Annotated in this window: 21 protein-coding genes and 1 riboswitch; of the genes, 13 read left to right on the top strand and 8 right to left on the bottom strand. The window is 47.6% G+C overall.

What is annotated here, in order from left to right; genetic code table 11:
* Positions 1-405: 405 nt before the first annotated feature.
* Positions 406-1,197 (bottom strand): phosphonoacetaldehyde hydrolase, encoded by a 792-nt coding sequence (phnX, locus tag FD47_RS07435; RefSeq protein ID WP_056980388.1) that lies wholly within the window; start codon positions 1,195-1,197, stop codon positions 406-408.
* A 337-nt stretch (positions 1,198-1,534) separates the two neighbouring features.
* On the opposite strand from phnX, the gene FD47_RS15715 reads away from it, so the two are divergent.
* The 6 genes from FD47_RS15715 (at position 1,535) to FD47_RS07465 (ending at position 7,489) form a co-directional block, all read left to right on the top strand.
* Positions 1,535-1,888, top strand: coding sequence for a hypothetical protein (locus FD47_RS15715; protein ID WP_171034969.1), 354 nt, complete (start codon positions 1,535-1,537; stop codon positions 1,886-1,888).
* Positions 1,889-2,026: 138 nt separating this feature from the next.
* Positions 2,027-2,419 carry a hypothetical protein gene (locus FD47_RS07445; protein WP_056980390.1) on the top strand — a complete coding sequence of 131 codons (393 nt, stop codon included), beginning with the start codon at positions 2,027-2,029 and terminating at the stop codon, positions 2,417-2,419.
* Positions 2,420-2,462: 43 nt separating this feature from the next.
* Positions 2,463-3,611 carry a glycerate kinase family protein gene (locus FD47_RS07450; protein WP_054734418.1) on the top strand — a complete coding sequence of 383 codons (1,149 nt, stop codon included), beginning with the start codon at positions 2,463-2,465 and terminating at the stop codon, positions 3,609-3,611.
* Between the two features lie 148 nt (positions 3,612-3,759).
* Complete coding sequence (locus FD47_RS07455) at positions 3,760-4,659, top strand: EamA family transporter (protein WP_056980392.1); 900 nt, start codon at positions 3,760-3,762, stop codon at positions 4,657-4,659.
* A gap of 163 nt (positions 4,660-4,822) precedes the next feature.
* Positions 4,823-6,244: an APC family permease gene (locus tag FD47_RS07460; RefSeq protein ID WP_054734420.1), complete on the top strand. Its 1,422-nt coding sequence runs from the start codon at positions 4,823-4,825 to the stop codon at positions 6,242-6,244.
* A gap of 222 nt (positions 6,245-6,466) precedes the next feature.
* Positions 6,467-7,489 carry an alpha/beta hydrolase gene (locus FD47_RS07465; RefSeq protein ID WP_054734423.1) on the top strand — a complete coding sequence of 341 codons (1,023 nt, stop codon included), beginning with the start codon at positions 6,467-6,469 and terminating at the stop codon, positions 7,487-7,489.
* A 193-nt stretch (positions 7,490-7,682) separates the two neighbouring features.
* Here the strand turns inward: FD47_RS07465 and FD47_RS07470 are convergent, their stop codons facing one another.
* From FD47_RS07470 to FD47_RS07480, 3 genes are all read right to left on the bottom strand, one after another.
* Positions 7,683-8,390, bottom strand: coding sequence for a class I SAM-dependent DNA methyltransferase (locus FD47_RS07470; protein WP_054734427.1), 708 nt, complete (start codon positions 8,388-8,390; stop codon positions 7,683-7,685).
* 37 nt (positions 8,391-8,427) lie between these two features.
* A riboswitch (TPP riboswitch) is annotated at positions 8,428-8,519 on the bottom strand.
* A gap of 34 nt (positions 8,520-8,553) precedes the next feature.
* On the bottom strand, positions 8,554-9,720 hold the full coding sequence (queG, locus tag FD47_RS07475) for a tRNA epoxyqueuosine(34) reductase QueG (protein WP_056980393.1): 1,167 nt from the start codon (positions 9,718-9,720) through the stop codon (positions 8,554-8,556).
* Between the two features lie 204 nt (positions 9,721-9,924).
* The gene (locus FD47_RS07480; RefSeq protein ID WP_054734431.1) at positions 9,925-11,316 is read right to left on the bottom strand and encodes an amino acid permease; all 1,392 of its coding nucleotides are present in this window, start codon (positions 11,314-11,316) and stop codon (positions 9,925-9,927) included.
* A 327-nt stretch (positions 11,317-11,643) separates the two neighbouring features.
* Here FD47_RS07480 and FD47_RS07485 point away from each other — a divergent pair, with 327 nt between their 5' ends.
* The 3 genes from FD47_RS07485 (at position 11,644) to FD47_RS07495 (ending at position 17,364) form a co-directional block, all read left to right on the top strand.
* Complete coding sequence (locus tag FD47_RS07485; RefSeq protein ID WP_056980395.1) at positions 11,644-13,908, top strand: ATP-binding cassette domain-containing protein; 2,265 nt, start codon at positions 11,644-11,646, stop codon at positions 13,906-13,908.
* 18 nt (positions 13,909-13,926) lie between these two features.
* On the top strand, positions 13,927-14,775 hold the full coding sequence (locus FD47_RS07490) for a hypothetical protein (RefSeq protein ID WP_056980397.1): 849 nt from the start codon (positions 13,927-13,929) through the stop codon (positions 14,773-14,775).
* 183 nt (positions 14,776-14,958) lie between these two features.
* A complete protein-coding gene (locus FD47_RS07495; RefSeq protein WP_054734436.1) occupies positions 14,959-17,364 on the top strand; it encodes a Cna B-type domain-containing protein in 2,406 nt (801 codons plus the stop codon).
* A gap of 127 nt (positions 17,365-17,491) precedes the next feature.
* On the opposite strand, the gene FD47_RS07500 is transcribed toward FD47_RS07495, so the two are convergent.
* Complete coding sequence (locus tag FD47_RS07500) at positions 17,492-18,823, bottom strand: dihydrolipoyl dehydrogenase family protein (RefSeq protein WP_054734441.1); 1,332 nt, start codon at positions 18,821-18,823, stop codon at positions 17,492-17,494.
* A gap of 233 nt (positions 18,824-19,056) precedes the next feature.
* On the opposite strand from FD47_RS07500, the gene FD47_RS16175 reads away from it, so the two are divergent.
* Positions 19,057-19,446, top strand: coding sequence for a DMT family transporter (locus FD47_RS16175; RefSeq protein ID WP_404820071.1), 390 nt, complete (start codon positions 19,057-19,059; stop codon positions 19,444-19,446).
* 20 nt (positions 19,447-19,466) lie between these two features.
* Entirely contained in the window at positions 19,467-19,946 is a 480-nt protein-coding gene (locus FD47_RS16180) for a DMT family transporter (RefSeq protein ID WP_404820072.1), read from the top strand.
* Between the two features lie 63 nt (positions 19,947-20,009).
* Here the strand turns inward: FD47_RS16180 and FD47_RS07510 are convergent, their stop codons facing one another.
* Positions 20,010-20,381: a hypothetical protein gene (locus FD47_RS07510; protein WP_054734446.1), complete on the bottom strand. Its 372-nt coding sequence runs from the start codon at positions 20,379-20,381 to the stop codon at positions 20,010-20,012.
* Between the two features lie 490 nt (positions 20,382-20,871).
* Between FD47_RS07510 and nhaC the strand changes: the two genes are divergently transcribed.
* Both nhaC and FD47_RS07520 read left to right on the top strand, forming a co-directional pair.
* Complete coding sequence (nhaC, locus tag FD47_RS07515) at positions 20,872-22,284, top strand: Na+/H+ antiporter NhaC (RefSeq protein WP_054734449.1); 1,413 nt, start codon at positions 20,872-20,874, stop codon at positions 22,282-22,284.
* A gap of 237 nt (positions 22,285-22,521) precedes the next feature.
* The gene (locus FD47_RS07520; RefSeq protein ID WP_054734452.1) at positions 22,522-23,076 is read left to right on the top strand and encodes a TetR/AcrR family transcriptional regulator; all 555 of its coding nucleotides are present in this window, start codon (positions 22,522-22,524) and stop codon (positions 23,074-23,076) included.
* Between the two features lie 69 nt (positions 23,077-23,145).
* Here FD47_RS07520 and FD47_RS07525 read toward each other — a convergent pair whose 3' ends face one another.
* Complete coding sequence (locus FD47_RS07525; protein WP_056980399.1) at positions 23,146-25,788, bottom strand: efflux RND transporter permease subunit; 2,643 nt, start codon at positions 25,786-25,788, stop codon at positions 23,146-23,148.
* Positions 25,789-26,078: 290 nt separating this feature from the next.
* Positions 26,079-26,969, bottom strand: coding sequence for a hypothetical protein (locus FD47_RS07530; RefSeq protein ID WP_054734458.1), 891 nt, complete (start codon positions 26,967-26,969; stop codon positions 26,079-26,081).
* Positions 26,970-26,987: the final 18 nt, after the last annotated feature.

The following is a 26,987-nucleotide window of genomic DNA, read 5'->3' on the forward strand; positions in this document are numbered from 1 at the left end:
TAGTGTTGCACTTAACTTGACAATTGAGGTAGTCATCTTTTTGAATTTAGTTGGAAAATTGTGCCTATTACGAACGGCAAATAATCCCGCCAACCATGAGGTGGTTGTCGGAATTATTTGCCGTTCTTTGTGGATATAAGGCTGGTCCCTTTTCCCTACGCATCAAACAAGTACTTGAGTGCTATCTGAATAAGGTGTGTCGTTTTCCATTTTGACCCTCTAAATATTCTTGTTCCGTTAGACCGTGAATACTGTCATCTTGAGTAACTGGATATTGTGCACAGCTTGCCGCTTCATTTTGACTACTGGGGTTAGTTTCATCGGCATTGATTGTGTTCACACTAAAACAGATACCTCCGATTAAGACAGAGCTGGGCATTTTTTGTCGCTCAGCAACAAAATCTGCTACGAAACAATCTTCTCCGAATCCAATTCTTTGATTAACCGCATCAGGTCCTTGGCGTTTTGGACAATGTAATCCGCGCCGGCCCGTTGGAGTTTTGCCGCCGCTTCATTGTTTAACGAATTGCGCTTCGCAAATGGTAAGTGACTAAATTCTTCTTCTGACAAACCAATCAGGCTGCTGCCTTCAATGATCCCCACGGTGGTTACCCCGGCGGCCTGACCGGCTAAAATATCTGCGGGAGTATCGCCCACCTGAATCACTGAATGACAATCGCGAATCCGCAATTTATCGATGGCCAAGTTCAGCATATCCGGACACGGTCGGCTCACACCCTCAACGTCCTCAGCTGTAATGTTGATTTGCGGATCGAACCCCTGCTCACTGGCAAGCGGCAAGACCTGGCTCAGCATTGGGGCCGTGTAAACCGACGTTGTGGCAAATCGAATGCCCTGAGTACGAAGGTAGGAAATCAACGTTGGAATCCCGGCCTTTACCTTTGCGACTTGGGGAAGGGTTTCGATTAAATCCCGATTGAACCATTTATAAATTTCAATTGCCCCGGCTTTCACATCGATATCCGGATGCTTTATGTACCACGCCTGCTTGAGATTATCAGCGGATAATAATTGTTGAATGCGGGTGAGCGGATCAACCCCGTTGGATTGATAGAGTTGACGGCGCCCGACTTGGAGGCCAAATTGTTGAAACGCCTTTCGAATTGCTAGAACCGGTGCTTGGTTTCCATAATCAATTGTGGTCCCTGCCCAGTCAAAAATAACAGCTCTTATCATCACTCATTCTCCTTTTGGTTGTTTACTAATTTTTCAATAGTTTTAGTATAAAGTCGCTGTGTAAATATTTAATGTCACCAACGTAAAAATTATGTAAACCCACCATGCTTGTGAACTAAATATATCAACCCGGTTTTTAAATAGTTCCGTTCATTAACCGGATAGTTTCCGCCATTGTCCCAGACCAATCTGTGGCCCGTTCACAAGTTCTTCACAAATCCCCCATACTAATTTCACAAATTCTTCACGGGTTTTCCGCATCCATTCGCTATACTTGCCAGCATAGCCGAGATTAGTTTATCAAACCGGATTACCCATTAAGGAGTGAACTGTACGAATGAACCGCACCAAGCAAAGCGTCCTCAATGATTTAATCACCCTCATGAACGCCACCCAGGATGCCGCGATCACCAGCATTGAAGTTGCTGAAACTGATCGCCCGCATTCCTATCAACCGGCCCTCACAAAGGGGCCAATTCCCTCAAACCCGAGTTTAGCTCAGTTCAACGTGGCTTCTGAACTCGCCAAGCGGATTTTAAACGACCAACCGGAAGCCGCCACGCTCGTTAACCAATATCAGCCCGGAATTATCGCCCAGCTCATTGAGCAGCACCAAGTGGATTACGAAAATCCCCGGAACGTGGTAAAAGTTGTGAACCGCTGGCTGGGCATCGCTTCGCTCGACGACTAAAAAATGCGAGGCACCGCCAATAAAGGTAAACAAACTGTAATTTAAATGGCTTGCACAGATAACGGCCATCACATATAATACAGTTTATATGAAGGGACTTTTCATAAGCTTGGTTAGAAATCACCAAGGAGCTTATGAATGAATCAAACAAAAGAATCAATTATTAGGGATTTAATTGATATTATGACTGCTAATGAGGGGGGCGCGATTCGAACCTTGGCCATGCAGATTTCCAAGTCCCATTCGGGGAAAATTACCGCCATTCATCACACTCCCATGCCGGATGAGTCCATTCCGGCAAATTACAACTTGGCCCGATTCAACATTGCTGCTGAGCTGACCAAACGAATGATGAATGACGTGCCAACTGCCAAGGCGATTATTGAGCGCTACCGACCGGGAATTGTCACCGAATTAGCGGTCAACCACCCCACCGACTACAATGATCCGCATCACGTTGCGGAAGTTGTCGACGAGTGGTTGGGCATTGAGACAATCAACAATCAATCAAAGGGCTCGGGATTCATTTAATTCTCGGGCTTTTTGTCTGCAATCAATCTGAGGAGGCATTCGGTTGAAATTTGTCATTGCACCAGATTCGTTTAAGGGCGGCTTGACCGCCAGCCAAGTGGCGGACGCAATCCAAACCGGTTTGAAGCGGGTTTACCCTACCGCCAACTACACATTGGTTCCCATGGCCGATGGCGGTGAAGGCACCGTCGACGCGCTGGTTCACGCAACCCACGGCCGGCAAATCACCACGACGGTTACCGGACCGCTGGGAACGCCGGTTTCAGCTCATTTCGGCCTCCTGGGTAACGGCCGCACTGCCGTCATCGAGATGGCCGAAGCAAGCGGCTTCCAACACGTGCCCGAGTCGAAACGTAATCCGCTGATCACCACCACCTATGGAACCGGCGAACTGATTTCAAAGGCCCTGGATCACCATGTCGACCAAATCATTATCGGCATCGGCGGCAGTGCGACGAATGACGGCGGGGCCGGTATGGCGCAAGCCCTTGGCGTCGAGTTGTTGGACCTGGCGGGAAATCAGCTGCCATTTGGTGGGGGTCACTTAAACGACCTGGCCGCCGTCAACCTTGCCAACCGGGATTCCAGACTCGACCACACCCGCCTGCTCATCGCTTGCGACGTTACCAATCCGCTGGTGGGCCCAACCGGGGCGTCGGTGGTTTTCGGTCCCCAAAAGGGTGCATCCCCCAGCATGGTGGCAACCCTGGATCATAACTTACGCCATTACGCGGCCGTCATTCACCAGACGATCGGCCGTGACGTGGCAACCGTTCCGGGTGCGGGGGCTGCGGGCGGCTTGGGCGCTGGACTGTTAGCATTCACCAACGCCAACTTAAAACGGGGCGTTGATCTCGTCATTCAATACAGCGGGCTCAAAGACAAGGCCGCTGGGGCCGACTTTATCTTCACTGGCGAAGGTAAAATCGACCGCCAGACCCAATTTGGCAAAACCCCATACGGCGTTGCTCTGGCAGCCAAAAAAGTTGCCCCAAACGCGCCGGTTATCGCCATTGCAGGCAACGTTGGGTCGGGAATCAACAGCCTTTATCAGTCCCATGCAATCGACGCGATCTTCACCAGTGTCGCCGGGGTCAAAACCTTAGACGATGCCCTGTTAGATGCTTCCCACGACATTGCTCAGGTGGCCGAAAACATTGCCCGCCTCATTCAAGCCACCATGAATAAGTAATTGGGTATGGTTTAACTTAGGAATCTCTTTTAATAATCAATTATTTCTGATATGATAGAATAGTTGTACAAAACCGACATGCAAAAACCGTGGATTGAAATCAATTCAGGGTTTATTTTGTTGAAATCTATTTATTGGAGATGATCCATTGAAACGAGTTGCACCATTCTGGGTCGCAATTGGCGCTGTGAGTTACGGAATTCCTGGATCATTATTTAAAATCGCCCGGGCCGACCACATTGGCGACGGGCTTCTCTTGATTGTGACTTTCACAATTGCCTTTCTTGCGTTTAGTGTGGGCCGGGGATTGCTCAGCCGCCCCAACCGGCACGTTGCCAGTCGCAAGCAAAAGTGGCTGGTGATGCTTTCCGGCACTTCCATGGGCTTCACCAACACCTTCTACATTCTTTCGTTGGCCTATGTTCCGGTGGCGATTGCCGCTGTGATGATGATGCAGTCGGTCTGGCTGGCAATTCTGATCGCGTGCGTCATGAATCGTAAATGGCCATCAATCACCCAAACCATCAGTGTCATCACAATCCTACTGGGCACCGTTTTGGCAACCGGATTATTCCCCTTACACCAGGCAGTGTCATTTAAAGGAATGGGGCTAAGTTTTCTGTCCGCGTTGGCCTACGCGCTGACAATTCAATTTACCGGCAACGTTGGCCAGCGACTGCACCCGCTTACCAAGGCCCAGTTAATGAGTGCCGGGGCCTTACTAGTGGTCCTCATCATCTGGGTGCCAACGGTTAGGCCGCTTCAATTTTCTGCGGGGGCATTACACTGGGGCGCCATTACCGCATTCTTTGCGATGGTCCTGCCGCTGACGTGCTTTTCGTTCTTTATGCCGCATCTATCTCTGGGAATTGGTCCAATTATTTCGTCGCTGGAGCTTCCCGCTTCGGTCATCTTCGCATTTATCCTGTTAGACGAAACGGTTACCGGCGTCCAAATCATCGGCGTTACCCTGATTATCCTCGCGGTGATTATCACCAATGTCATTCCAGTCAGAGTTGCCCATCGATACCAGCAAATGGGCCAATAGGGCATTTAAAGCCCGTCATTAAGCACATTCACGAGCCAAACGCCGATCTTAATTGATTTCGGCGTTTTTAATTCACAATCGATGTGATTTTTCCAGCAACCCACTATAATTTACGTACGAAAGCAAATTTGATTCGGATAACCATCACATTGGAGGGCTTCTCATGGCAAGTTCATTAAAGAAAAATATTGGTTTCGGCGGGCTAATTTCGCTTGGCGCTGGCGGCGTGATTGGCAGCAGCTGGATCTACACCAATAGTCAATTCTTCAAGGCGTATGGTGCCGGCGGTGAAATTTTTGGCCTAATCATCGCGGGAATCTTGGCAGTATTGGTCTCGCTATCCTTTGCGGAATTATCAACGGTGCTGACAAAATCCGGCGGTGAAGTGGTGTACGCTTACGCCGCGTTCGGCAAGAAGGGCGCCCTGTTTGCTGCATGGGCATTAATGGGCGCCTACCTCAGTATCCTGGCATTCTTTGTAACGGCTTCCAGCCTCTTGATTTCCTATATTTTTCCCCAAATTTCCACCGGCCCCTACTACACGTTCGCGGGCGTTAAGGTGCATTTCATTGAACTGATTATCGGCGTCGCCATCACGCTGGTCGTATTCGGCGTTAACTACTTTGGGGCGCGGTTAACCGGAAACGTTCAGATCTTGTTATTTTTTGGCCTGGTTATTTTAGGGGCCACTCTGATTGCCGTGGGCTTCTTTAAAGGAAGTCCCAGCAACTTCTTCCCCGCATTTTATAAGGGCCAGAATAGTCTATCGTCAACGATCCGGTTCGTTTTGCCGGCAATGACCTTTATGACCGGCTGGGAATCGGTCGCCATTATGGCAGAAGAAGCCAACCTGCCCAAACGCTTAATTGGTCGGGTGGTCGTCTTCTCAATCATCATCGCCTCGCTGTACTATGTGTTGGTATTATTGTCATCAGCATGGATTTATCCGTGGCAGGCAACCGCTAAAATGGATATGGGAACCATCGACGCATTCAGAGCTGCCGGCTTCCCGATTCTGGGAATGTTTGCCTTTATCATTTCATTTTTGGGCTTGTCAACCAGCTTTCTGACATTGTTTGCGGCCACTCCACGCTTGGTCCTATCCCTGGCACGGGGCCATATGCTGCCAAAGGGGTTGGCGAAGGTGAATCAAAAGCACGGGACACCCACGAATGCCTTGTGGCTGGTCCTGATCCTGGTGCTTGGCATCGGCTGGTTGGGTAAGGGCGCGCTCATCTACTTTTTGGATATTGGTGGGTTCCTCATTGCCCTGGCATGGTCGTTTAACGCCCTCAGCCTGCTGAAAATTCGCCGTAAGTATCCAAATTTAACCGGTGGCTTTCGGATTAAGCGCCTCACTTTCCCGGTGGTGGGTGGCGTCTTCGCCTTTAGCATGGCCGCCCTGACCGTTATCCCCGGCACCCCGATTTCACTGGTCTGGCCTTACGAATACATCGTCCTCGGCATTTGGGTGATTCTTGGCCTCATCGGCTTCTGGACGGGGGATCGTGACGAAACCGTATCGGGTGATTTCTTGGGAAGTTCATTGGATGATCTCAAACAAACCAATTCGCAATCTAAATAACCGTTTCCATTAAAATCGGCATTCAATCCACTGACTCTGAATTGAATGCCGATTTTTATTTGGCGTGATAAATCATTGATTATGCATCGTAGAAAAAACCTTAAAGTTTTGGACAATTCCCCATTTTTGTCAATGTATATCAAATCATTACATGGTACAATTTTAATTGTGTAGATTCAGATATTTACTAAAAATTTTTAATCAAAGCTGGGATTTTCAACCATGATGTTCAAGCCGCAAAGAAAGATCTGGCGGATCCTCTATTTTGTCATTGGCAGCATCGTCTTTATCGCGATCGGCTTCTCAATCTGGCAAAATCATCAGGAGCAGGAACGCTATGCGCAACAAAATTACATCAATTCAAATATTCCCACCCTCTTCGTCCACGGTTGGGGCGGCACCCTGCGATCCGAACGGAAAATGGCGTCCGACGCCGAAGCCAGTGGCGCAGCCCAACGACGAATGGTGATCCGCGTTCGGCCCAACGGCAAGATTGCGGTGACTGGGACAATCAAAAAGTGGATGCGCAATCCACTGATTTTCCTGCGGTTTGATAACAACCGCGCCGGCGAGTTTCAATATACGAAGTGGTTAACCAAGGTCGCAAAGATGCTCAAATCCAAATATCATATTGAACGGCTCAACTTTGTCGGCCACTCCATGGGGTCTTACGCAACCGTCTACTACAACATGCTTAACGACAATCACAAGGACATTCCGCGGGCCAACAAATTAGTCCTGATTGCCGGGCCGTATAACGGCATTATCAATAACGGCAAACAGAATCAGCCGATTACCGGCCCCCTGGCAGCCCTTTGGGACGATCAGCCGAATGTCAATCATCTGAAAAAGAATGGCGAACCGGCGATTATTCATCCTGAATATCAAATCCTCAACAATCTCAAGAAGCACATGCCCCGCCAGGTTCGAATTCTCAATATTTACGGCGATCTAAACGACGGTTCCCATTCTGACGGCGTTGTCACCAATGAGTCAGCCCTTTCTCTGGGCTACTTGGTTCGTGGGCGGGTCGATTACTACCAGACCACGAAGGTGACCGGACCCAACGCGCAGCATAGTGATCTTCACAACCATAATTTAGCGGTTAATCGGGCTTTAACGACCTTTATCTGGGGGAAGCACTACAACATGTCCTCGACTTCATCCCAGTACAACCCAATGCTGGATAAGATGATGAACCCTTCAATCGCGTTCAAGCACGGCCAAGATGAGGCCAATAATTAATTACCCCGGCGTTGGGCATTGTCCCCAGCCCCGGCGCTTAAACGTAAAGGCTACTGAGGGCAGCTATTTTCCCAACATCAAATCCGGAAAACAAAAAAATCTAAGAGTCACGCTCCTGGAAGCTGATCAGCATCAGCTTTCTAACGAGCACGACTCTTAGATTTTTTACATATTACTTCTATTTATTTAATCATCATTTTTTAACAGCAATAATCGCCACGTAACCGCCCTTGTCAAAGCCCGGCACCGTGTCTTCAATCTTCTGATCGGTGTACACCGGATTTGCCAGTAACGTTTGGTAGTATGTCAAATTATCAAAGCCCAGCGACGTTAAGACGGCCGCCTTTTCCGGCGTCGTGTGCCAATAAGCCAAATTCAAAAATTCTTCAGGATACGGCACCTTTGGCAGCGCCCCGGCCAGCCGAGAATCCTGATAGCCGCCCAGGGCATTTGCCAGCATGTATAGCATGCCATACGCGCTTTCCTTGGGAACATCCAGCAAGATGAGGCGACCACCCGATTTTAAACTTGCGGCGACGTGACCGTACGCCACTGCCAAATCAGCGATATAGCTTGAACTACCGTTAAAGTAAATGGTGTCATAGGCCTCAGCGGGTAATTCAGCAGTTTCAGCAGACGCAATTTGCACCTTCATCCCCCGCTTAGTCCCAATGGCCGCCATGTCTTTGGAAGGTTCAACTCCTTCACTGACCTCAATGCCGGTTTGCTTGCGCAGGGCCTGCTCAAACAGACCACTGCCGCTGCCAATCGATAATGTCCGGCCGGGATGATCCCCTAAGCTGGTTTTTAAAAGGCCCAGTTCACTCAAGAACACCTTCTCATTGGCAACAAACCATTCGTCATAATCCTGAGCATAACCGTCAAACAATGCTTCTTCCATCACAAAAAACCACCTTTTTAGTTTTTTGCTAGAAATCGTAATTCAATTGAAGCTTCCCTACGCGAGTCTTAACTCACAGGTTCAAAGGGTTTGATCTCAGCTACTGAATTAGCACCCCTAGCCCATTAATCGTAGCACAGATGGCCGAAACTTGGGATGAAAATTAATGCTTTAATTCATTAATCCGATTGATTGCCCGTTCAAATTCATCGAGGAATTCGGCCGCTTGGTCGGCATCTGCTTCCCTTTGATATTGGGCACGCAGGGTTTCAATCATTTCAGCATCGTACTTTCTGACAATCTCGCCAATCGCGTACGCTGCCGTGGCACGAATCATCGGGCGGGGATCCGCCTGCATCACCGCCACTAACTGCGACAGTGCGGACTGATCATGAAGATTAGCCAAGGCAATGATGGCATTTCGCTGCAGCGGCTTTTTCCCCCGCCAAGCCCCCGCCATTTCCCCGAATTGATCCTTAAATTGACGATTGGAGAGTGTCAGCATCGGTAACAATTCCGGCCGCACCCTTTCGGGATCGGGGGCCATTTTTTCGTGCAGATGAAAATCCTTTCCACGATTGTAGGGGCAGACCACCTGACAAATATCGCAGCCATAGATCACATTGCGAATCTTCGGCCGAAACTCATCGGCCATCATTCCCTTGGTCTGCGTTTGGTACGAGAGGCACCATTGCGCGTTCATCCGCCCGTCGCCCAGCAGCGCCTTAACGGGGCACGCATCAAGACACCGGGTACAGTCACCGCACTGACAAGCGATTGGCGTATCGGGTTCCAGGGTTAAGTTGGTCATAATCTCGCCTAGATACACAAATGACCCAAATTCCTCGGTAATTAAAAGCCCATTTTTACCGATAAATCCCAGACCCGCGCGATTGGCGACCGCCACGTCAATCAATTCACCGGTATCAACCATCGGCTTAAACCGTGCATCAGCCCCTGCCAGCACCCGAATCTTTTCAATCAGCTGATTCATCTTTTCTCGAAGTATGCCGTGGTAATCCTCACCCCAAGAGGCCCGGGCAAACTGACCGCGCTTAAGACCGGTTTTAGGTGGTCGTTGCGTCATCCGACTTGGATAAGCCAAGGCAATCGCAATAATCGATTTGGGCCCGTCAAAAATCAGGTCGGGGTTCAATCGTTCATCCAGATTCGGATGTTCAAAGCCGCTGGTGTGCCCCGCCTTAATTTGTTCGGTCAAGCTCTCCCGGAGGCCTTCAAAATTAGCGGCGGTCGTGAACCCAATCTTATCAATGCCGACTTCGTGACTGGCGGCGATGATCCGTTGTTTTAAATCGGCAGTAGGTGTCATGCACTCAGGTCCTTTCGTTTGGTTATGCTCAAATATTAGCATGCTTTGCTAGTGAAGACCAGTCACGCAAACGTGAAAGATTCCACCGCCCAAAAAGGCGCCCCAACGTTATTTCAGAACTTGAAATAACGTCGAAGCGCCTTGAACAATCATAAATGAGTTGCCGCGAACCAGATTTAAACCAGTTCACGATGACTAACCACCCTATTGATCGGTATCCGGGACCAATTTGCGTTGATGGAAGTATTCGACCCCACCAAAGACGACCGTCCAGACAATCGCACCGATCGCGCCGATCACATCTTCCGGAATTAGGAATAGCGTGAAGAAGATGACCACGAAGAAGGCGATGGTTAAGGGGCTCATAATTTTATAGGCCGGCATTACAAAACCGTTGGGATCAAAATCACTAGAAGCCCGGTACTTCCGGTGTGCCAACATTGCCAATGTGTACACGATCAGATACATGTCGCTGGAAACCCCAGTCACAATCGTAAATACTGAGGAAATCGCATTCGTTAAACTCATCAACGGCGTAATGAGTACCAGTGCAGCTGAGAAAATGATGGCTGCTGCCGGAACCCCGTTTGAGGAGATCTTCGCGAATGTTTTGTGCATCCAGCTATCCTTGGGAACCTCGGTTGCTAGCTGGTAAAAATGCCGGCCAGCTGAGAAGATACAACTGTTGAGAGCCGATGCCGCAGAAGTCAGCACCACAAAGTTGATGACCGCTGCAGCTGCCGGGAATCCGGCCAATTTGAACACTTCAACGAAAGGACTGTTATCAGGGGTGATTGATGTCCACGGGATAATCCCCATGATGACGATCAACGCGCCAATATAGAAGAGTAGAATTCGAATCAGCGTTTCATTAACGGCCTTTTTAATCACGGAATGGGGTGACTTAGCCTCCCCGATGGTAATACTGACGAACTCAATTCCTTGAAAGGCAAAGAACACCATTGGAAATGCTGAGATGAAGTTAAATGCGCCGTGAGGAAAGAGGGTATAATTGTGAAAAATGTTAGTTAATGACGCATGGCCAAGGGGCGTGACCGAATGGCTGACCATCATGAAGACCCCGGTGGCGATAAGGGCTAAGATGGCAATAATTTTAATCATTGCAAACCAAAATTCAGCTTCGCCAAACACCCTGGCGGCGATCAAGTTAACACTTGCCAAGATCCCAAGAAAGATCAGTTCTACCAGCCACGAGGGAATTGATGGGAACCAATACTTAACATAGGTTGCCGTCGCCGTTAGTTCAGCCATACAAACAAAGACCAAGCCGATCCAATACGTCCAGCCGGTAAAGTGACCCACCGTTGGCCCAAGATATCGGGAAATAAATGAGACAAAGGTGTGTTGGGAAGGATCGGAGTAAAACATCTCGCCGATGCCCCGCATCATGAAGAAGAAGAACAGTCCTAAAACTAAGTAAACCCACATAACTGAGGGCCCCGTTTTGCTAATGGTACTCCCGGATCCCAAGAACAACCCGGTTCCAATCGTGCCGCCAATGGCAATCATCTGAACATGACGATTACTTAACGCGCGCATTGTGCCATCCTGGTTTTCGACAATTTTTGATTTCATACGCATCCTCCTGCAAAAATAAGAGCTAGTTAAGATTAATGATTAGACAATTTCTCATTTGAATGGGTTTATCATATCACAGCCCGGACCGAATGTGAGGTTTAATGACATTTTTTGCGATTTACGTTAGTTAATTAGGTGTAAATCGCTGTCATTCTTATATTTATTAAAATAAATGTTATTTTTCCTTACATTATTTACACGGAGGCTATTAATCGTTTCAGTCTCGCAATTATCCTGGGAATCTTTCCGCTCATCAGGATCAATATGCTAGAATTGATACCTAGCCCCATGATTAATCAATGACTATTAGGAGGTCTTCGTTAAATGTTTGAACGAGGTGCAATTGAAATTCACGATGCCACGCAAAACAATTTGAAGCATGTCAGCCTTAAGATTCCCAAGTACGCCATCACCGTATTTGCCGGTCTCTCCGGTTCCGGAAAGTCGTCGCTGGTTTTTGATACCATTGCGGCAACTTCGCGCCGGGAGCTGAATGAAACCTTCCCCAGCTTTACCCAGCAGTACCTGCCTAAATACGGGCAACCGCACGTTAAGCAGATTGACCACTTGCCAGTCGCCATTGTCGTTGAACAAAAACGAATTGGAAAAAACGCGCGGTCAACGTTGGCCACCTATACCGGCATTTATTCGCTGATTCGCCTCCTATTTTCAAGAGCTGGCAAACCATTTGTCGGCTATTCGGACACGTTCTCCTTTAATTTACCACAGGGAATGTGCCCAACTTGTCAGGGGCTCGGCTACGTTGATGATATTGACGCCAAGGCCCTCATTGATCCAAACAAATCACTGAATCAGGGGGCCATTACTTTCGTGAGTTTTGGCCCGGACACGTGGCGTTGGCGGCGATATGCCTACAGCGGACTGTTCGATAACGACAAACCAATCAAAGACTATTCTAAAAAACAGCTGGACCTACTTTTATACGCGCCCCAACAGCGGCTTCACAACGCCCCGGAAAAGTGGCCGCGAACTGCACTGTATGAGGGCGTCATTCCCCGGATTCGCCGGTCAATCATTGGTAAAAAAGAGGCCCAGCACCACCAAGAAGCGCTCGCAAAGATTGTTACCCGCCGTCCCTGCCCAGATTGCGGCGGCACGCGCTTACGACCGGAAGTCCTCACCTGTAAGATTAACGGTCGAAATATCGCTGACGTTCTTTCAATGGATCTCATCTCCGCTCTGAAGTTTCTTCACAGCATTCAGGTACCGCTAGTCAGTGACGTCATCCGTGAAGTTGCGATTAAGATCCAATCGCTCATCGATATTGGGCTTGGTTATCTGACACTGGATCGCAGCACTGAGACGCTTTCCGGCGGGGAAACCCAGCGGATTAAGATTGCCAAATTTTTGACCAGCGCGCTTGTCGACATGGTTTACATTTTAGATGAGCCCAGCGTTGGCCTGCATCCCCATGACATTCAGCTGATTAAAAACGCGCTCATTAATCTCAAAAATAAAGGCAACACGATCATCGTGGTTGAACACAATCCCGAATTAATCCCCATTGCCGACTACGTGGTTGAAATTGGCCCCAAAGCCGGCCGCGGCGGTGGTCAAGTGACCTTCACCGGAACGTACCAAGATCTACTAAATTCGGATACCTTGACGGGGCACTATCTCAAGCAACCACTCACTTATCGGCAGCCGAGATCGGCCGATTCCGCCATTTCTCTCAATCACGTGACGACCCACAACTTAAAAGACGTGAGCGTTAAAGTACCTTTAGGGATTGAGACCGTCATTTCGGGCGTTGCCGGTTCCGGAAAAAGTTCGTTGGTCGATGCATTACGGTCAAAGTTAACCGTCCCGTACATTGATTTAGCTCAGGGGGCGATTGGCACGAACATTCGCTCGACGCCGGTCACGTACTTGAACATTCTCGATGATATTCGGAAGTTATTTGCGAAGGCAAACGGCGTCGGTACCCGCCTGTTCAGCTACAACGGCAAGGGTGCCTGCCCACGCTGTAAAGGAAAGGGAGTCACGATCACCAACATGGCGTTCATGGACCCGGTCGTTCAAGAATGTGAAATGTGCCACGGCAAGCGTTACAATGACGAGGCGCTGAGTTACAAATACCATGGTAAGGACATCAATGAGGTGCTGACCATGCCAATTGAGGCCGCCATCCCATTCTTTACCGACGTTGCCGAAATTCATCATAAATTAATGAACATGCAAAAGGTCGGTCTTGACTACTTAACCTTGGGCCAACCGCTCACCACCCTGTCCGGCGGGGAACTGCAGCGCCTCAAGTTAGCAGTTCAGTTAAATAAAACCGGGACCGTTTACCTGCTGGATGAACCCACTGCCGGGCTGCACATGAAAGATGTGGCCAAACTGCTGACCTTGTTTGACGAACTGGTCAACGCGGGCAACACGCTGATCATCGTTGAACACAATCTCGAGGTCATCAGTCAGGCGGACTGGTTAATCGACGTTGGCCCGGACGCCGGCATTTACGGCGGGCAAATTCTGTTTTCCGGAATTCCGCAGGCCGCTCAAAACGAACCGGCTTCAAGAACCGGGGCGGCTCTCAAGGCGTATAATCAAGAACGTCAATCTTAATGAATCGGAGAATGGTCAATGACAATCCAACTACCAACAAAAAGCTTTTTTATCCCCCAGCCGCCAGACGATCGGGAAATCTTTTGGGCGATGCAGCGCTATCCTGATAATGTTAAGGTTTACCATCCCCACGGATCAATTGATGGAACGTCGGTTTTTTGGCATAACCGTCTCTGGCCAAACATTTTGTTCTTTGCGGTTTACGTCGATCCCAAAGCGATGGATCGGCATTTCTTATTTCACCGGATTCTGGATGATCTCACCAAACTGGCGGGCAAGTTCTCTGATAAACACCTTGTTACCAGCGACTACGACCCGCAGCACGATTTTAACCAGTGGCTCCACCAACAAGGATTCACGCTGATGGATAAAGTCCACTGTGCAACTCTGAATCCGGACGGGCTGAGCATCACGACTCAGAACTTCCCCACATCGACTCAGGAATTGACAGTCAGTGAGGCTCTCAACCATCCCGAGCTCCTGTCTCAATTGCTGACGATGAGTTGGCAAGCCTACCGAGATAACCATCCCTCGTTATCCCCGGCCACCGTTTCAACCCATGACTGGCAGGCTTTGTTATTGCCCGAACTCGTTTCTGACATCCCCAGTTTGCTGGTAAATGATTCCGGCAACCTGATTGCCATCAGCTTATTGGCGAAGTCTGCCCAAACAGCCGGTAAGCTCTGGCTGGTGAACGAAAGCACCCCTGGCGCGGCTAACCGATTGTTTGCCAACCAAGTGACATGGCTTAAAAGTTACCAGCGATCCCTCTCAATTTGCCTACCACAAGTAACTTTAAAGTTATTAGGACTAACGGAGCAGATGGCAATGTTGAAAACAACAACTTATGAAAACTTTTTACAATAAATCAACGGCCCACGAGGACATAACGGCGTCTTCATAGGCTTTTTTATTTACAATTTTATAAAAAAACAATGTATCATAACGCGCTCATTATATTATTAATGAATATTATTTTCGGATGATATTATGCTTAAACTGATATACAATAGGGTTAGTATATATTTGAACAAAGAAGGAACCTATTTTATGATTAAACAGATTAATCAAGACCAAAGTCCACATTTATGGAAATGGTTAACCGTGATTATCTTGGTGGCCGCTTTTCTGATGGGGCTCTGCTATCAAACACAGCCCGCCCATGCAGCAGATATCACCAATGAAATCACGGGGATTTCTGGAAATGATGCCACCTATAACGGCAATAAGGTGGATCCAAACGATTCTAAGAATTGGGATGAGTATACTTCCCGCCAGTTGACTTATAAGTATTCAATTAAAAATGGCGTATCAGTAAAACCAGGAGATACTGCCACACTTACCCTACCGGCAAATACAAAGTTTCACTATTCCCAAAGCTTTGACATCTTTGCTGCCGATGGTAAAACCGTGATTGGAACATTTAAAGCCGACGCTGGCAAGAACTATGGAACAATCACATTTAACACTTATTATCAAACCAATCAAAATGACCGAACGGGTACAATTAACTTCCCAGTTGTCGGCACAAATCCAAACAGTGGTGGCTCCGGCAAACCCACCATTGCTAAAAACGGCTATGCGTGGGACGGTTCATGGCCGACTAATAATGATGACTACTCAAAAAACAGTGAAGGCCGATATCGCTATGTTGAGTGGGACTCTCTGATTAATGATAATAAACATGAACTTGTCAATCCGACAATTACGGATACGTTTCAAGATACAGACAAACAATCATTTCTTCCCCAAACTCTCTTGATTCAATACAACGATAGCAGTAGCACCGCCGTTCCCAAATCGAATTATAAGGTATCTTTCTTACCAACGGATACCAACCCACCGTCCTTTCAGATTAAATGGCACGGCACGCTAACACAGTCGATTAGCGTTCGTTATCTTGCAAAAGTAACTGATAATGATTACCTACAAACCGGTTCGGGGATCACGCTTAATAATCAAATTAAAATTGTCGGAACGGACGGCACTACTGGCGGCGGTATTTCAGATAAGACTGGAACTGCCAATGGAAGCCTTGACCTTGGCGGCAATGGTAATGGTGGTGGATCAACCTATTCGATCAGTGTCAATAAAAAATGGGTTAACGTTCCTGATGCCCTTCAAGGTAAAACTCCGTCAGTCCAAGCCGAGTTATACGAGAATAACAAGCCAACCGGTGAATATGTCACCTTGGATGAAGCTAACAACTATTCTGGAAAGTTCAGCAATCTCAGTAAATACGATTCAAACGGCAAATTAATTAGCTATACGGTCGGTGAAAGTTCCAAACTCACAGATTTTCAAGGCCCAACTGAGCCGCAGAGCCTCGATAAAGATAACCATGTCACATTAACCAACACGTACGTGCCGAAAACGACTAATATAACCGTCAAGAAACAATGGCAAGACATGCCGAAGAATACCACTGCTCCCGCCGTGAAAGCCGACTTGTACCAAAACGGGACCAACACCGGTAAAACGGTCACCTTGGATAAAGATGACAACTACATCTCCACCTTCGATGATTTGCCAACCACGGATAAGAATGGCAAGACGATTACCTATACCGTTGAAGAACCAGCCGACCAATTTAAAGGTTCACCTCACTATCAGCAGGTCACAACTGGCCAGCAAACGCCAAAGGATGGCGTTGTCACATTAACCAACAAGTATGTACCAACACCAAAACCCACGCCAACAACAACTAATGTGACTGTTAAGAAACAGTGGTTGGACGTCCCAAGTGATGTCACCACCCCAAGCATCACGGTTAAACTCTACGCAAATGGCAGCGCCACAGACAAGACGCTCACCTTGAATAGTGCCAATCACTATACCGGCACCTTTAGCAATCTTCAGCAAAACGATGCCAGCGATAACCCAATCCGCTATACAGTTGCCGAAACCAAAGTACCTGATGGGTACACGTCCACCACGACTGGCCAGCAACCCGTTAAGAATGGTCTGGTAACCCTGACGAATACCTATCATTCAAACACGCCAATTAACCCTGACACGCCAGTCACACCGGACAATCCAAACACACCAGTGACGCCGGTTACCCCAGTTACACCAAATACACCAGCTACTCCGGTTACACCAAGTACACCGAATCCACCAACCACACCGACGACTCCAAGTACGCCAACAACCCCTTCGAAGCCGAATAAATCTCATACTATTGGAACGCCAGACAAACCCGAACCAACTGGTAACAAAGAGCGGCCAAAGTCTCCTAAGATCGTTAAGAAGCAGACTCAAACAGTCAACCGCATCTTCACCAAACCGCGTTCCAGCGCATCGAGCACCGGTGTTCCAACGATTTCCAAGACGGGGAAACTCCCACAGACAAACATCAATCGCCGCCAAAGTATGATCATGTCCGCAATTGGGGCTTTATTGCTTGGTAGTTTAGGCCTTGGTGCCATCACTAAACGGCGTCACGATGCCAATTAACTCAAACAAACATATGAAAACGGTCTAATCAACTGAATTTCGTGACCCGATAAATGAGCCGGGCACCCACTCCAAACTCGAAGTAGGCGCCCGGCTCATTTTGTATCTTAAATCTTGGTACGATTGATTAAACTAAATACTGCAAATCACTACTAATCGACGGATAAGCAAAGATCATTTGCTGCAACTGGTCATTAGTCAGGTTCAAGTTTAAAATCAAATTGAAAACGTTCAAAAGATGTTCACTGATTGATGACACCATACTGAATCCAACAATCCGCTTGGTTTGTTTTTCCCGAATCACAAGTACCCGAGCGGCGTTTTCCTTTATCCGATTGTAGGTATACCAGTGGGTCAGATCCAGTGAGCTAATTGCGTACCGATCCGGTTCAGAAGTTGCCTGCTGCTCATTAACGCCGACCACGCCAATCTCCGTTGCCCCAAACAAAATTTCTGGAATTACCGGATAATGAATCGGGCTTGTCGTTTGACCACTCAACAGTTGGGCCACGTATCGGCCCTCAAATGACGCAACCGGGGTCAACTTTGGCGCTGATTTGGCGACGACATCCCCAATGGCGTAGATATTGTCATTCGTCGTTTTCAAATGATCATCCACCGTAATGCCCTTTGGGGTTACATTAACCCCACCGTTTTCCAGCCGCAGCTTCGAAATGTTGGCATCCCGACCAACCGCTGCTACCACATAATCGGTTTCAAATTCGCCAGTGTGCGTCGTTACCTGATACCCGTCAGCTAATTGAGTGACTGCCTCGACCTCGTCATTAAAATCAAAGTGAATGCCTTCATCAGTCATCTGCTTGACCAACAGTTCAACAAACTTTTTCGGATACTGTTTCAATGGCTGATCATTATGGTGAATCACTCGCACATCGGCACCGGCCTTATTGGCAATGTTGGCCAACTCCATGGCAACCGGCCCGGCGCCAACAAATGTAATCTGTTTCGGTAATTCATCCAGATCCAAAAAGTCATTGCTGGTCTTCAAAAATTCTTTTCCAGGAATATCCATTAACCGTGGTTTGCGCCCTGTGGCAATGATAAACGTATCAGCGCTAACCACTTGATCGCCCACCTGAATCTGGTGGTCATCAATGAATGCGGCATCCCCATGGTACGTGTCGATGCCACCATTTTCCAATCCACGTTGCGTGCCGCCAGGGATCTGACTGGTATACCCGCGCTTAAAGGTCATTAACTGCGGCCAGTCAATCGTTGGCACGGATTTCAAGCCGTTGCCCTGCATCCGGGCCACCCGGTCCTGAGCTTCAACCGCTGAATACAGCATTTTTTTCGGATCACAGCCCCGGTTCGGACAGGTGCCGCCGAACAAATCATTTTCAATGACCAAGACTGACTTTGATTTCGCCAGTCCAAATGCGGCGGCAGTCCCCGCTGGGCCAGCGCCAAAAACAATGACATCGTAATGATCTTTCATTAATTTTCACTCCTTATCCAATTCTGTTCATCTTCACAACTGAGCTATCCCTTTAATTGTAGCGCACTTAGTTGATTAAGAACCCAAGAGACATTGATCAACACACACAACTTATCGCCCCCAAATTCACTCAAAATTCGCGGGCCAGTTTTAATCAGTCTTGATTTAACCACCATTATCCAATACCATATTTAGTAACGGCTAATAATATAACATGGCTAAGGAGCCCGATCATGGAAAAGAAATCACTTATACTCGGGTGCAGCGCGGCACTTGGATCAGAAGCGCTATATGGATTGAGTTACATTTTCACGAAAACCGCGACGAATGACGCCACGCCACTCGCACTTTTAGGCTGGCGATTCTTAATTGCGTTTCTTGTCATGAGCGCCTTAATTTTGACGAAAGTCATTCACGTGAACTTTTCCGGCAAAAAACTGATGCCGGTCCTCCTCATTAGTTTGTTTGACCCGGTCCTTTACTTTATTGGCGAAACATTCGGTATTAGCCACACATCCGCTTCAGAAAGCGGCGTGTTCTTGGCCTGCATTCCGGTTGCCGCCCTAATCGCTTCCACGGTCATGCTGCACAAACGTCCAAGTCGCCAGCAGGTCATTGCCTAATTGGGGTTCTGATCACCGTCTTGGCTTCAAACGCGACAACCAGTTTATCAATTATCGGATATTTGTTTTTACTGTTAGGGGTCTGTTCGTACGCCCTCTATACAGTATTCGTTGAGAAAGCCGTGGACTTTACGGGCATCGAGGCCACCTACATGATGTTAATCGCTGGCGCCCTGGTGTTTGTCACCCTTGCTTTAACTGAAGAAAAACTGAATCACAACTTAACCTCGCTCATCACTTTACCAATGACCGACACCGCCTTCTTAACGGCCGTTTTATATCAGGCAATTGGCAGCTCGGTCCTTGCACTATTTGTATCAAATTATGCCATCGCCAAAGTCGGCGTCAACCGCGCCGCGTCCTTCATCGGAATTTCCACCGTCGTGTCAATTATTGCCGGGGTGCTCTTCTTGGGGGAACACTTTGGTGGCTATCAAATTATTGGGGCCGTCATCATTATTACCGGCGTTTACTTAGCAAACATGATCATTAAAATTTAAGCCTTAAACCGAGGTACTAAAAAATCCTATGGGGTAGTCACCACCACAGGATTGATCTATGAATTAAATTTTCTGTTGGATATCATCAATCGTCACAATCAAAATTCGTGACAGCCACGGGAACTGTTTCTTCTTAGCGTCGAATGCGGCGCCAGAATCGGCGAATTCGCCGGTTCCATGAATGTGGAAACCAGCTCCAGGGCCGACCGTTCCTTCAACGTCCTTACTGCCGACGGTGATGGTGACGTGATTATCCATTTCGAAGTCATCTTCGATACTGTGCATGCCAGCCGCTGGAATAATCAGTTGCTTGTTCTTCTCGTCAACGGTCACATACGACATCCACGTGTTCACAACTGAAGCGGGGTTCGCGTTAATTGTCACAATCGTAACGGGTCCCTCATGCTTCATAACATCCAAAAACTTTTGATCCATTTAATCTCATCCTTTCGTCAGTTCATACCAATCAAGCAATCAAATTGGCCTCAATTCATTTCCAAATCATATTGTACACCCAAATATTGCAACTTTTCTTGCATTTTTTGAAATACAAGGCTATACTCACAACATAATATTTAAAGTCGAGTTACATCAAGTAGGTCCTTATCTGGGTGTCAGGAAGTTGGCGGTTGCTGCGAGCCAATCAGGGTAAGGGTGCCGAAATACCGTAATATCACGACAATGGTTAATAACTAGAATCCATTATCTTCTAGTGAGCGGTGTCTTTTTGTGAAGGCACAAGTTGGGTGGTACCACGGTATAAATCGTCCCTATTGCATTATATGCGATAGGGGCGATTTTTTGTTATCTAAGAGAGGAATGTTGAACATGAATGAAACAACCAACGGCGGGTTAGCCCGATATTGATCAACCGGCATCAAACACAACGGTCGAACAATTTTAAACGAAGAAGAGGTTGAACAATATGATAAAAGGTAAATTAAATTTAGGTGAATCAGCAATTGTTTTAATTATTATTCTGGCAATTATGGGCTTTGGCGTGATCGGCTTCGGTCTCTCCCCTCAAGTCCCCGTTCTCTTAGCCATTACGGTTGCCATCTTTTGGGCCAAACTGCGGGGCTTTACTTGGGACGCCATTAACACCGGCATCAAAGACGGCATTGATAAGGGGATCATCCCCATCGTGATTTTCATTTTAATCGGGGCGATGATCAGTACCTGGATCGCCGCCGGCACCATTCCAACGTTAATGGTCATTGGCTTTAAGGCCATTAGCGCCCAGTGGTTCTTACCAACCGTCTTTCTGGTTTGTTCACTGGTTGGTGCGGCTGTCGGCAGCTGCTTCACGGTGGTTTCAACGGTTGGAATTGCCTTCTTTGGTATCGGGGTTACGATGAACTTCAATCCCGCACTGGTAGCCGGTGCCATCATTGCTGGCGGAACGTTTGGTGATAAGTGTTCGCCACTGTCAGAAACCAACAACTTGGCTGCTGCCGTGGTTGACACCGATTTATTTGACCACATGAAGACAATCTTATGGTCAACCTTACCAGCTGCCACGATCGCAACCATTGCATTTGGCGCCCTCGGAATGGGCCACAACCACGCCGACATGGCCAAAATCAACACCACGGTTGCTGCTCTGACCAACGACTTTCATATTTCAATCATTGCGTTAATTCCAATTGCCTTGGTCTTCATCTGCGCGGCGTTTAAAATGGCCGCCATTCCAACCATGTTGCTCAACATTTTCGTTTCTGCGGGCATGATGTTCATGAATACGCCGAACCTTAACATGACCAAGGCCGCCACCATTATCACTAACGGCTTCGTTGCCAAAACGTCCAACTCAGAAGTGAACCTGTTGCTTTCCCGGGGCGGGATCGTCAGTATGATGCCCACGGTGGCCCTGATCGTCTTAACCCTGTCACTCGGGGGATTGCTGGTACACTTCGGCTTGATTAAGGCCGTTATGACGCCAATTGCCACGAAATTAACCAGCCCAGCTAAATTAATTACTGCTGCGCTGTGCGCCTGCATCGGCGTCAACATCTTCGTTGGCGAACAGTTCTTATCAATTATCCTGCCAGGCCGCGCGTTCAAACAAACCTTCAACAATGGCGGCTTAGCATCCCGGGCCCTCGGACGGGTGCTTGAAGACGGCGGAACGGTCCTGAACTACTTGGTTCCATGGGGCGTTGGTGGTGTCTTCATCGCCAATACGCTGGGGGTACCAACTCTGCAGTACCTGCCATTTGTCTTCTTCAGCCTTTTGTGCCCGGTATTCTCACTGTTAAGCGGCTTTACCGGTATCGGTTTGAAGCGGTTGGCACCTGAAGATGATGATACTGATGGAACAGCACCGGCACAAAATTAATTTCTTCATTTCTTACGATCGTCCAAAATCAAACAGTCAGTATATCTAATTTAAAACAAACCGAGCGAGGCCGGAACAAAACCAAAAATTTTGCTCCGGCTTCTTTTTTTTCGAATATTACGGCATCCTGCCAGTTTCTCAATCGCAATTATCGAATTGGCTCCTAACCCTTTATGAATTTGCCAGCTTGCGGTATGCTTGCTTCCAGAGTCTTATCACAACGAAAGGATCTTATATATGGCTGCAACCCAATCTCAACAGCGCACTCAGCGTGATATTTCACAAGCGATGCTGACCCTTCTCAAAACAAAGCGATTTGACGATATTACCATTGCTGACATTTGTCACGAAGCGCTCATCCACCGAAGCACTTTCTACCGATATTTCCGTGACAAGGTCGATCTTGCCAATACCATCATTCGAAATTTATCCGAAGAATTGGCGGGAACCAACTCAAGCGAAGCCGTTATTTTAACTCAGGTGACGCACTTCATCACGGATAATCTGGATCTCATCCGTCATTTGATTCCAGAAAATCAGAGTAAGTTTTACGATGAATTTCGCCAAATTTTGGAAAATTTACTCAACGAACGGGCTAAAACCGCCGCCTATGAAAATGACCCAACTGTCAAACTCATCCATCAGTCCCCGTCGCCCACACTCATGACAAGCTTTTTAGCAAACACCTTAATGGGATTTCTCGAAGAACAGATCCAAAGTCCCACCGTTGACGCTCAGGAACTGGAATCATTTCTAACGGATATCATCAACAAACTGAACGGCGCCATCTAATAAAGCCGCTACCCGGCAATCCTTTACGGATTTTCCGGTTGGCGGCTTTATCGTTCATTTAATCAATCATTAATCCTCATTTTCATCCACTTCGGTTGATTTAACCGTCTTTTCTTTTGGTTTCCGTTTTCGCAGGAGATAAATGACTGCCGGCAGGATCGTCAATGCACTGATCAAGGAATAGCCAGTGTCCAGTACGGTAATCAGCCCAAAGGACTTCAGAACCGGGAAACTCGAGAACATAATCGCTGAAAAACCGCCCATCACGGTCAAACCCGAAACTGTAATTGCTTGGCCGACTGATGCAGTTGCCGACACGATGGCGTCGCGAGTGCTAACGCCACGCATCTGTTCCTCTCGGTATCGTTCAAGAATCAAAATTGTAAACTCGGTCCCAATCCCAAGGACTAAGGAACTCAACGCGATTGTCACCGGATTATAGGAGATCCCAAGTAGTTTCAGCGTCAGCGGTGACAGCCCCAATACCAAAAGAATTGGAATCACCGGGTAAAGGGCCAACCGCCAATTGCGATAGATCGCGAAGAGCACGATAAAGATAATCGCTAAGCCGGCAATAATAATGAGTTCGTGATTAGCCGACATATTCCGAATGCCGAGCAGCATCATAACTTGAGCCCCGGCCGGCGATATTTTCAGGCCATGATGTTTGCCACCAATATCATCGTTAATTTTGTTCATCAGCTTCAGTTCATCCTTTGATGATAATCCAGACCTAACTTTAAACTGAATGGTTGCCGCATGATGATTGCCACTAATCAGCGTTTGTTTCATCGAGCTGGGGAGATTATCGATGCCGGTATTTAGTTGTGTCTGGGAATCATTGAGAGAACCGGCAGATTGTTTGTACGCCACCGGCAAACTCGTAACCGAAGTCACGTCCGCATATTTATCATCCACTCGTTTACCTAGTTGATCAATGGTTTTCAGGTGATCCTGATCACGAATATCTTGATTTTGACCCTCCACCAAATAGGTCAGGTAGGTCGTTGACCCAATTTGTTTTTGAAGGTACTTTGTATTTTTAAGGGCCGTCATATTTTGGGGAATCATTTTAGTAAAATTGGTTTCGATATTAATGGATTTTTCAACCGAGAAGCCCAATCCCGCCAAAATGACGCCAATCGTCACAATGACGCCGGCATGGCGCGTCACCCACTCGGCGTAGTGACTGAGAAATAGCGATAGCCGGGATGGCTGAGCCAATTTCTTCGGTGCCAGCTTGGCCCCCGTTTTCTTCTTATCAAGCAATGACAGCGTGCTGAACATCAAGCTAAATTCAACCACATAACTGCAGGCCACGCCAATTGCCAGGGTTAACCCGAATTGTTGCATCAATGGGGCCTTTGATAAATACATCGTTAAGAAGCTAAAGACCATAACGATCAGTGAGACGCCAACCGCGGGGCCCATATTTGAAATTGCCACGGAAATTGCGCGCCGCGGATCCTGGCTCTTCCTGATTTCCTCTTCATAACGATTCTGAAATTGAACCCCAAAGTCGGTCCCAAGGCCAATAATGATTGGCAGAGTGGCCATCGTTGCCAACGTCAACGGAATATTTAACCATCCCATCAACCCAAACGTCCATACCAGACATGCCAGAACAAAGATCAGTGGCAAGAGACGCTTTCTGACCGGAAAAATCAAAGACAGAATGACGATCATCAACACAACGGCCAGGGCAAGCATGACAGCCATGCTGGTAATCACTTTTGCTCGGACCTGCCCCATGATTGCCGGTTGGCCGCCAAGTCGGGTCTTGATATTGCCACCAAAATCGGTCTGGTGAATCACTTCCTCAGCGTCATGATTAATTTGAACCGCGGTGTTCATGTCGGATGACTTCTGATTCGTGTTAATGATGATGAGCATCCGCTTGGCATCTTTAGGCAACAGCTGCTTCATGGCACTCGGGACGTGGCCATTGTCGCTTAAGAAAATATCTCGCAGGAGCTTTGTGGACATGTTCTGAACCTTTGGCAGCATCGGAACAACCGTGGCTGCCAACGTAGACTGTTGCTGACGATTTAACAGCGTCATCGTATACGACTGTAATTTGGCCCGCTGCTGGTTGCTCAACGCTTTTTGCAGCATTGCCTGTTGTTGTTGCTTTGAGAGGCGCTTTTGTGATTGAGCCGCTGCCATCTGTTTCTTCTGGGCTGGCGTCAATTGCTTGAGCAAAAAATCCTGAACTTTCTTTTGCTGGGAAGTGGTTAATGACTGCTGCATCTTGGACTGGATGGTTTGCTTTTGAGCAGACGTTAACTCAGCCATCAAGTCCTTCTGTAATTTCGCGTCATTAAAGTTTAATTGAGCAGCCGATTGACTTGTCCCGGCATGCTTCAGCTCATCGTTCAGACTGCTGACAACGTCAGTCGTGTTACGGATATTGTCGACTTGACTGATTTTTTTATCGAAAGTTGCAACTTTCTGCATCGTTTCGTGAGATAGCAAATCGGACTGAGACCCATTCAGCAGCAAATAAAGTGAATCACCACCAAATTTTTTCTGGTAGGTCTGAGAATCCTTGTAAGTCTGCGAACTTGGGCTGACAAAGACCTCATTACCCATTTTCATCTGGATTTTTGGGAGACCGAACGCCAGACCAATCGTTAAAATTAAGATCACGCTGATCCAAATTTTACTGTGCCGATGGATGTTTGATCCAACCGCATCAAATACTTGTTTCACTTCAATCACTCCTCTTTTTGTCTCTGAATGAACATTCTAAAGGGTTTCATTCAGAATCAAAGGAGTAAACCGGCTCATCTGTTGATCAATGAGACACTTTTCTCAAAATGTTCAATTATGGTCACGGTTACATCAACAATCCATCAATCGCCGCCAATTTCTCGGCTCATGAGAGACACAAAAAAACATGATTTCAATATCCGCGATCAGGATATTCGAATCATGTCCTTGTATTTGACAGCTGATCAGTTACGGGACCCACCGCATATTAAATCTGAAACCACTTCCAATTAGTCGCCGCCCTGCGCAACCACGGTATAGAACGGCTTGCCGCCAACCGTGTAGATGCTGGATGCGGCATAATCATTGCCATAGGCCGTGTCTTCATACCCAACCGGTGTGTGGTTATTATGAACCGTCAAGCGATACTTGTAGGCACCGGATGTGCGGACCTTCTTTTGGGTAACCCCAGCCAGTTTCTTGCTGGAATAGAGGTAGACGTTGGCGCCCTTCGTCAGCGCCTTATTAATCTTGACCGCACTGTTTGGCTTAGTCGCATATGGGATGGTGAGCATTTTCCCAGAACTATCCGGATCAGGGTCTGGATAGCGGTAACCATGGTACTGGTAGTATTCCAGCCACCCGTCAGACGTAATCTTCAGCGCGTTACTCTTTCGAGTTGGCAGCGCGGAAATTGCTTTGAGACCCCCAGTTAGCAAGGTCCCGTTTCCAAGCGGTAAAGCATACGCTGGGCGTTTAACTCTGGTGAGCCTGGAAGTCGGCAATTTAAAATCAAATTTGATCCGGCCGGTTCCGTAAACCGCCTTGGTTGCCGTTTTACGTTTTAAATGATAACTAAGATCGGCCGAAAAATCACCGGCTCCCACCACATGCTTGCTATTCCAGTCCTGATAGAGGCTGAAAATTACCGTTCCCTTTGGCAACGCGAGCTTTTTAACGATTGTCCGTGAATCGGACTTGGCCGAATAATAAATCTTAACGGTCGTCTTCTTGTTCAGACGATAAAAATGGTTCCTAAATATGTTGCTATCGCTGGCATCCTTGTAAAAATCTCGAGATAATCGCCGATACGTTGTCTTTGCTTGGCCAGTTTGATTACCGAGACCAACCATTCCCACCAATAAACCTAGCGCTAACGCCATTATGATGTGTTTTTTCATTTTAAAAACTCCTTAATC

The sequence above is a fragment of the Lentilactobacillus parafarraginis DSM 18390 = JCM 14109 genome, assembly GCF_001435895.1.
In the GTDB taxonomy this organism is placed as follows: domain Bacteria; phylum Bacillota; class Bacilli; order Lactobacillales; family Lactobacillaceae; genus Lentilactobacillus; species Lentilactobacillus parafarraginis.

Bases quoted from the DNA above. Each gene is read 5' to 3' on its own strand.
- FD47_RS16175 (WP_404820071.1), top strand. From the start codon at position 19,057: ATGGAAAAGAAATCACTTATACTCGGGTGCAGCGCGGCACTTGGATCA.
- FD47_RS07495 (WP_054734436.1), top strand. From the start codon at position 14,959: ATGATTAAACAGATTAATCAAGACCAAAGTCCACATTTATGGAAATGG.
- FD47_RS07480 (WP_054734431.1), bottom strand. From the start codon at position 11,316: ATGAAATCAAAAATTGTCGAAAACCAGGATGGCACAATGCGCGCGTTA.
- FD47_RS15715 (WP_171034969.1), top strand. From the start codon at position 1,535: ATGAACCGCACCAAGCAAAGCGTCCTCAATGATTTAATCACCCTCATG.
- FD47_RS07530 (WP_054734458.1), bottom strand. From the start codon at position 26,969: ATGAAAAAACACATCATAATGGCGTTAGCGCTAGGTTTATTGGTGGGA.
- FD47_RS07485 (WP_056980395.1), top strand. From the start codon at position 11,644: ATGTTTGAACGAGGTGCAATTGAAATTCACGATGCCACGCAAAACAAT.
- FD47_RS07490 (WP_056980397.1), top strand. From the start codon at position 13,927: ATGACAATCCAACTACCAACAAAAAGCTTTTTTATCCCCCAGCCGCCA.
- queG (WP_056980393.1), bottom strand. From the start codon at position 9,720: ATGACACCTACTGCCGATTTAAAACAACGGATCATCGCCGCCAGTCAC.
- FD47_RS07510 (WP_054734446.1), bottom strand. From the start codon at position 20,381: ATGGATCAAAAGTTTTTGGATGTTATGAAGCATGAGGGACCCGTTACG.
- FD47_RS07445 (WP_056980390.1), top strand. From the start codon at position 2,027: ATGAATCAAACAAAAGAATCAATTATTAGGGATTTAATTGATATTATG.
- FD47_RS07470 (WP_054734427.1), bottom strand. From the start codon at position 8,390: ATGGAAGAAGCATTGTTTGACGGTTATGCTCAGGATTATGACGAATGG.
- FD47_RS07520 (WP_054734452.1), top strand. From the start codon at position 22,522: ATGGCTGCAACCCAATCTCAACAGCGCACTCAGCGTGATATTTCACAA.
- FD47_RS07500 (WP_054734441.1), bottom strand. From the start codon at position 18,823: ATGAAAGATCATTACGATGTCATTGTTTTTGGCGCTGGCCCAGCGGGG.
- phnX (WP_056980388.1), bottom strand. From the start codon at position 1,197: ATGATAAGAGCTGTTATTTTTGACTGGGCAGGGACCACAATTGATTAT.
- nhaC (WP_054734449.1), top strand. From the start codon at position 20,872: ATGATAAAAGGTAAATTAAATTTAGGTGAATCAGCAATTGTTTTAATT.
- FD47_RS07460 (WP_054734420.1), top strand. From the start codon at position 4,823: ATGGCAAGTTCATTAAAGAAAAATATTGGTTTCGGCGGGCTAATTTCG.
- FD47_RS07465 (WP_054734423.1), top strand. From the start codon at position 6,467: ATGATGTTCAAGCCGCAAAGAAAGATCTGGCGGATCCTCTATTTTGTC.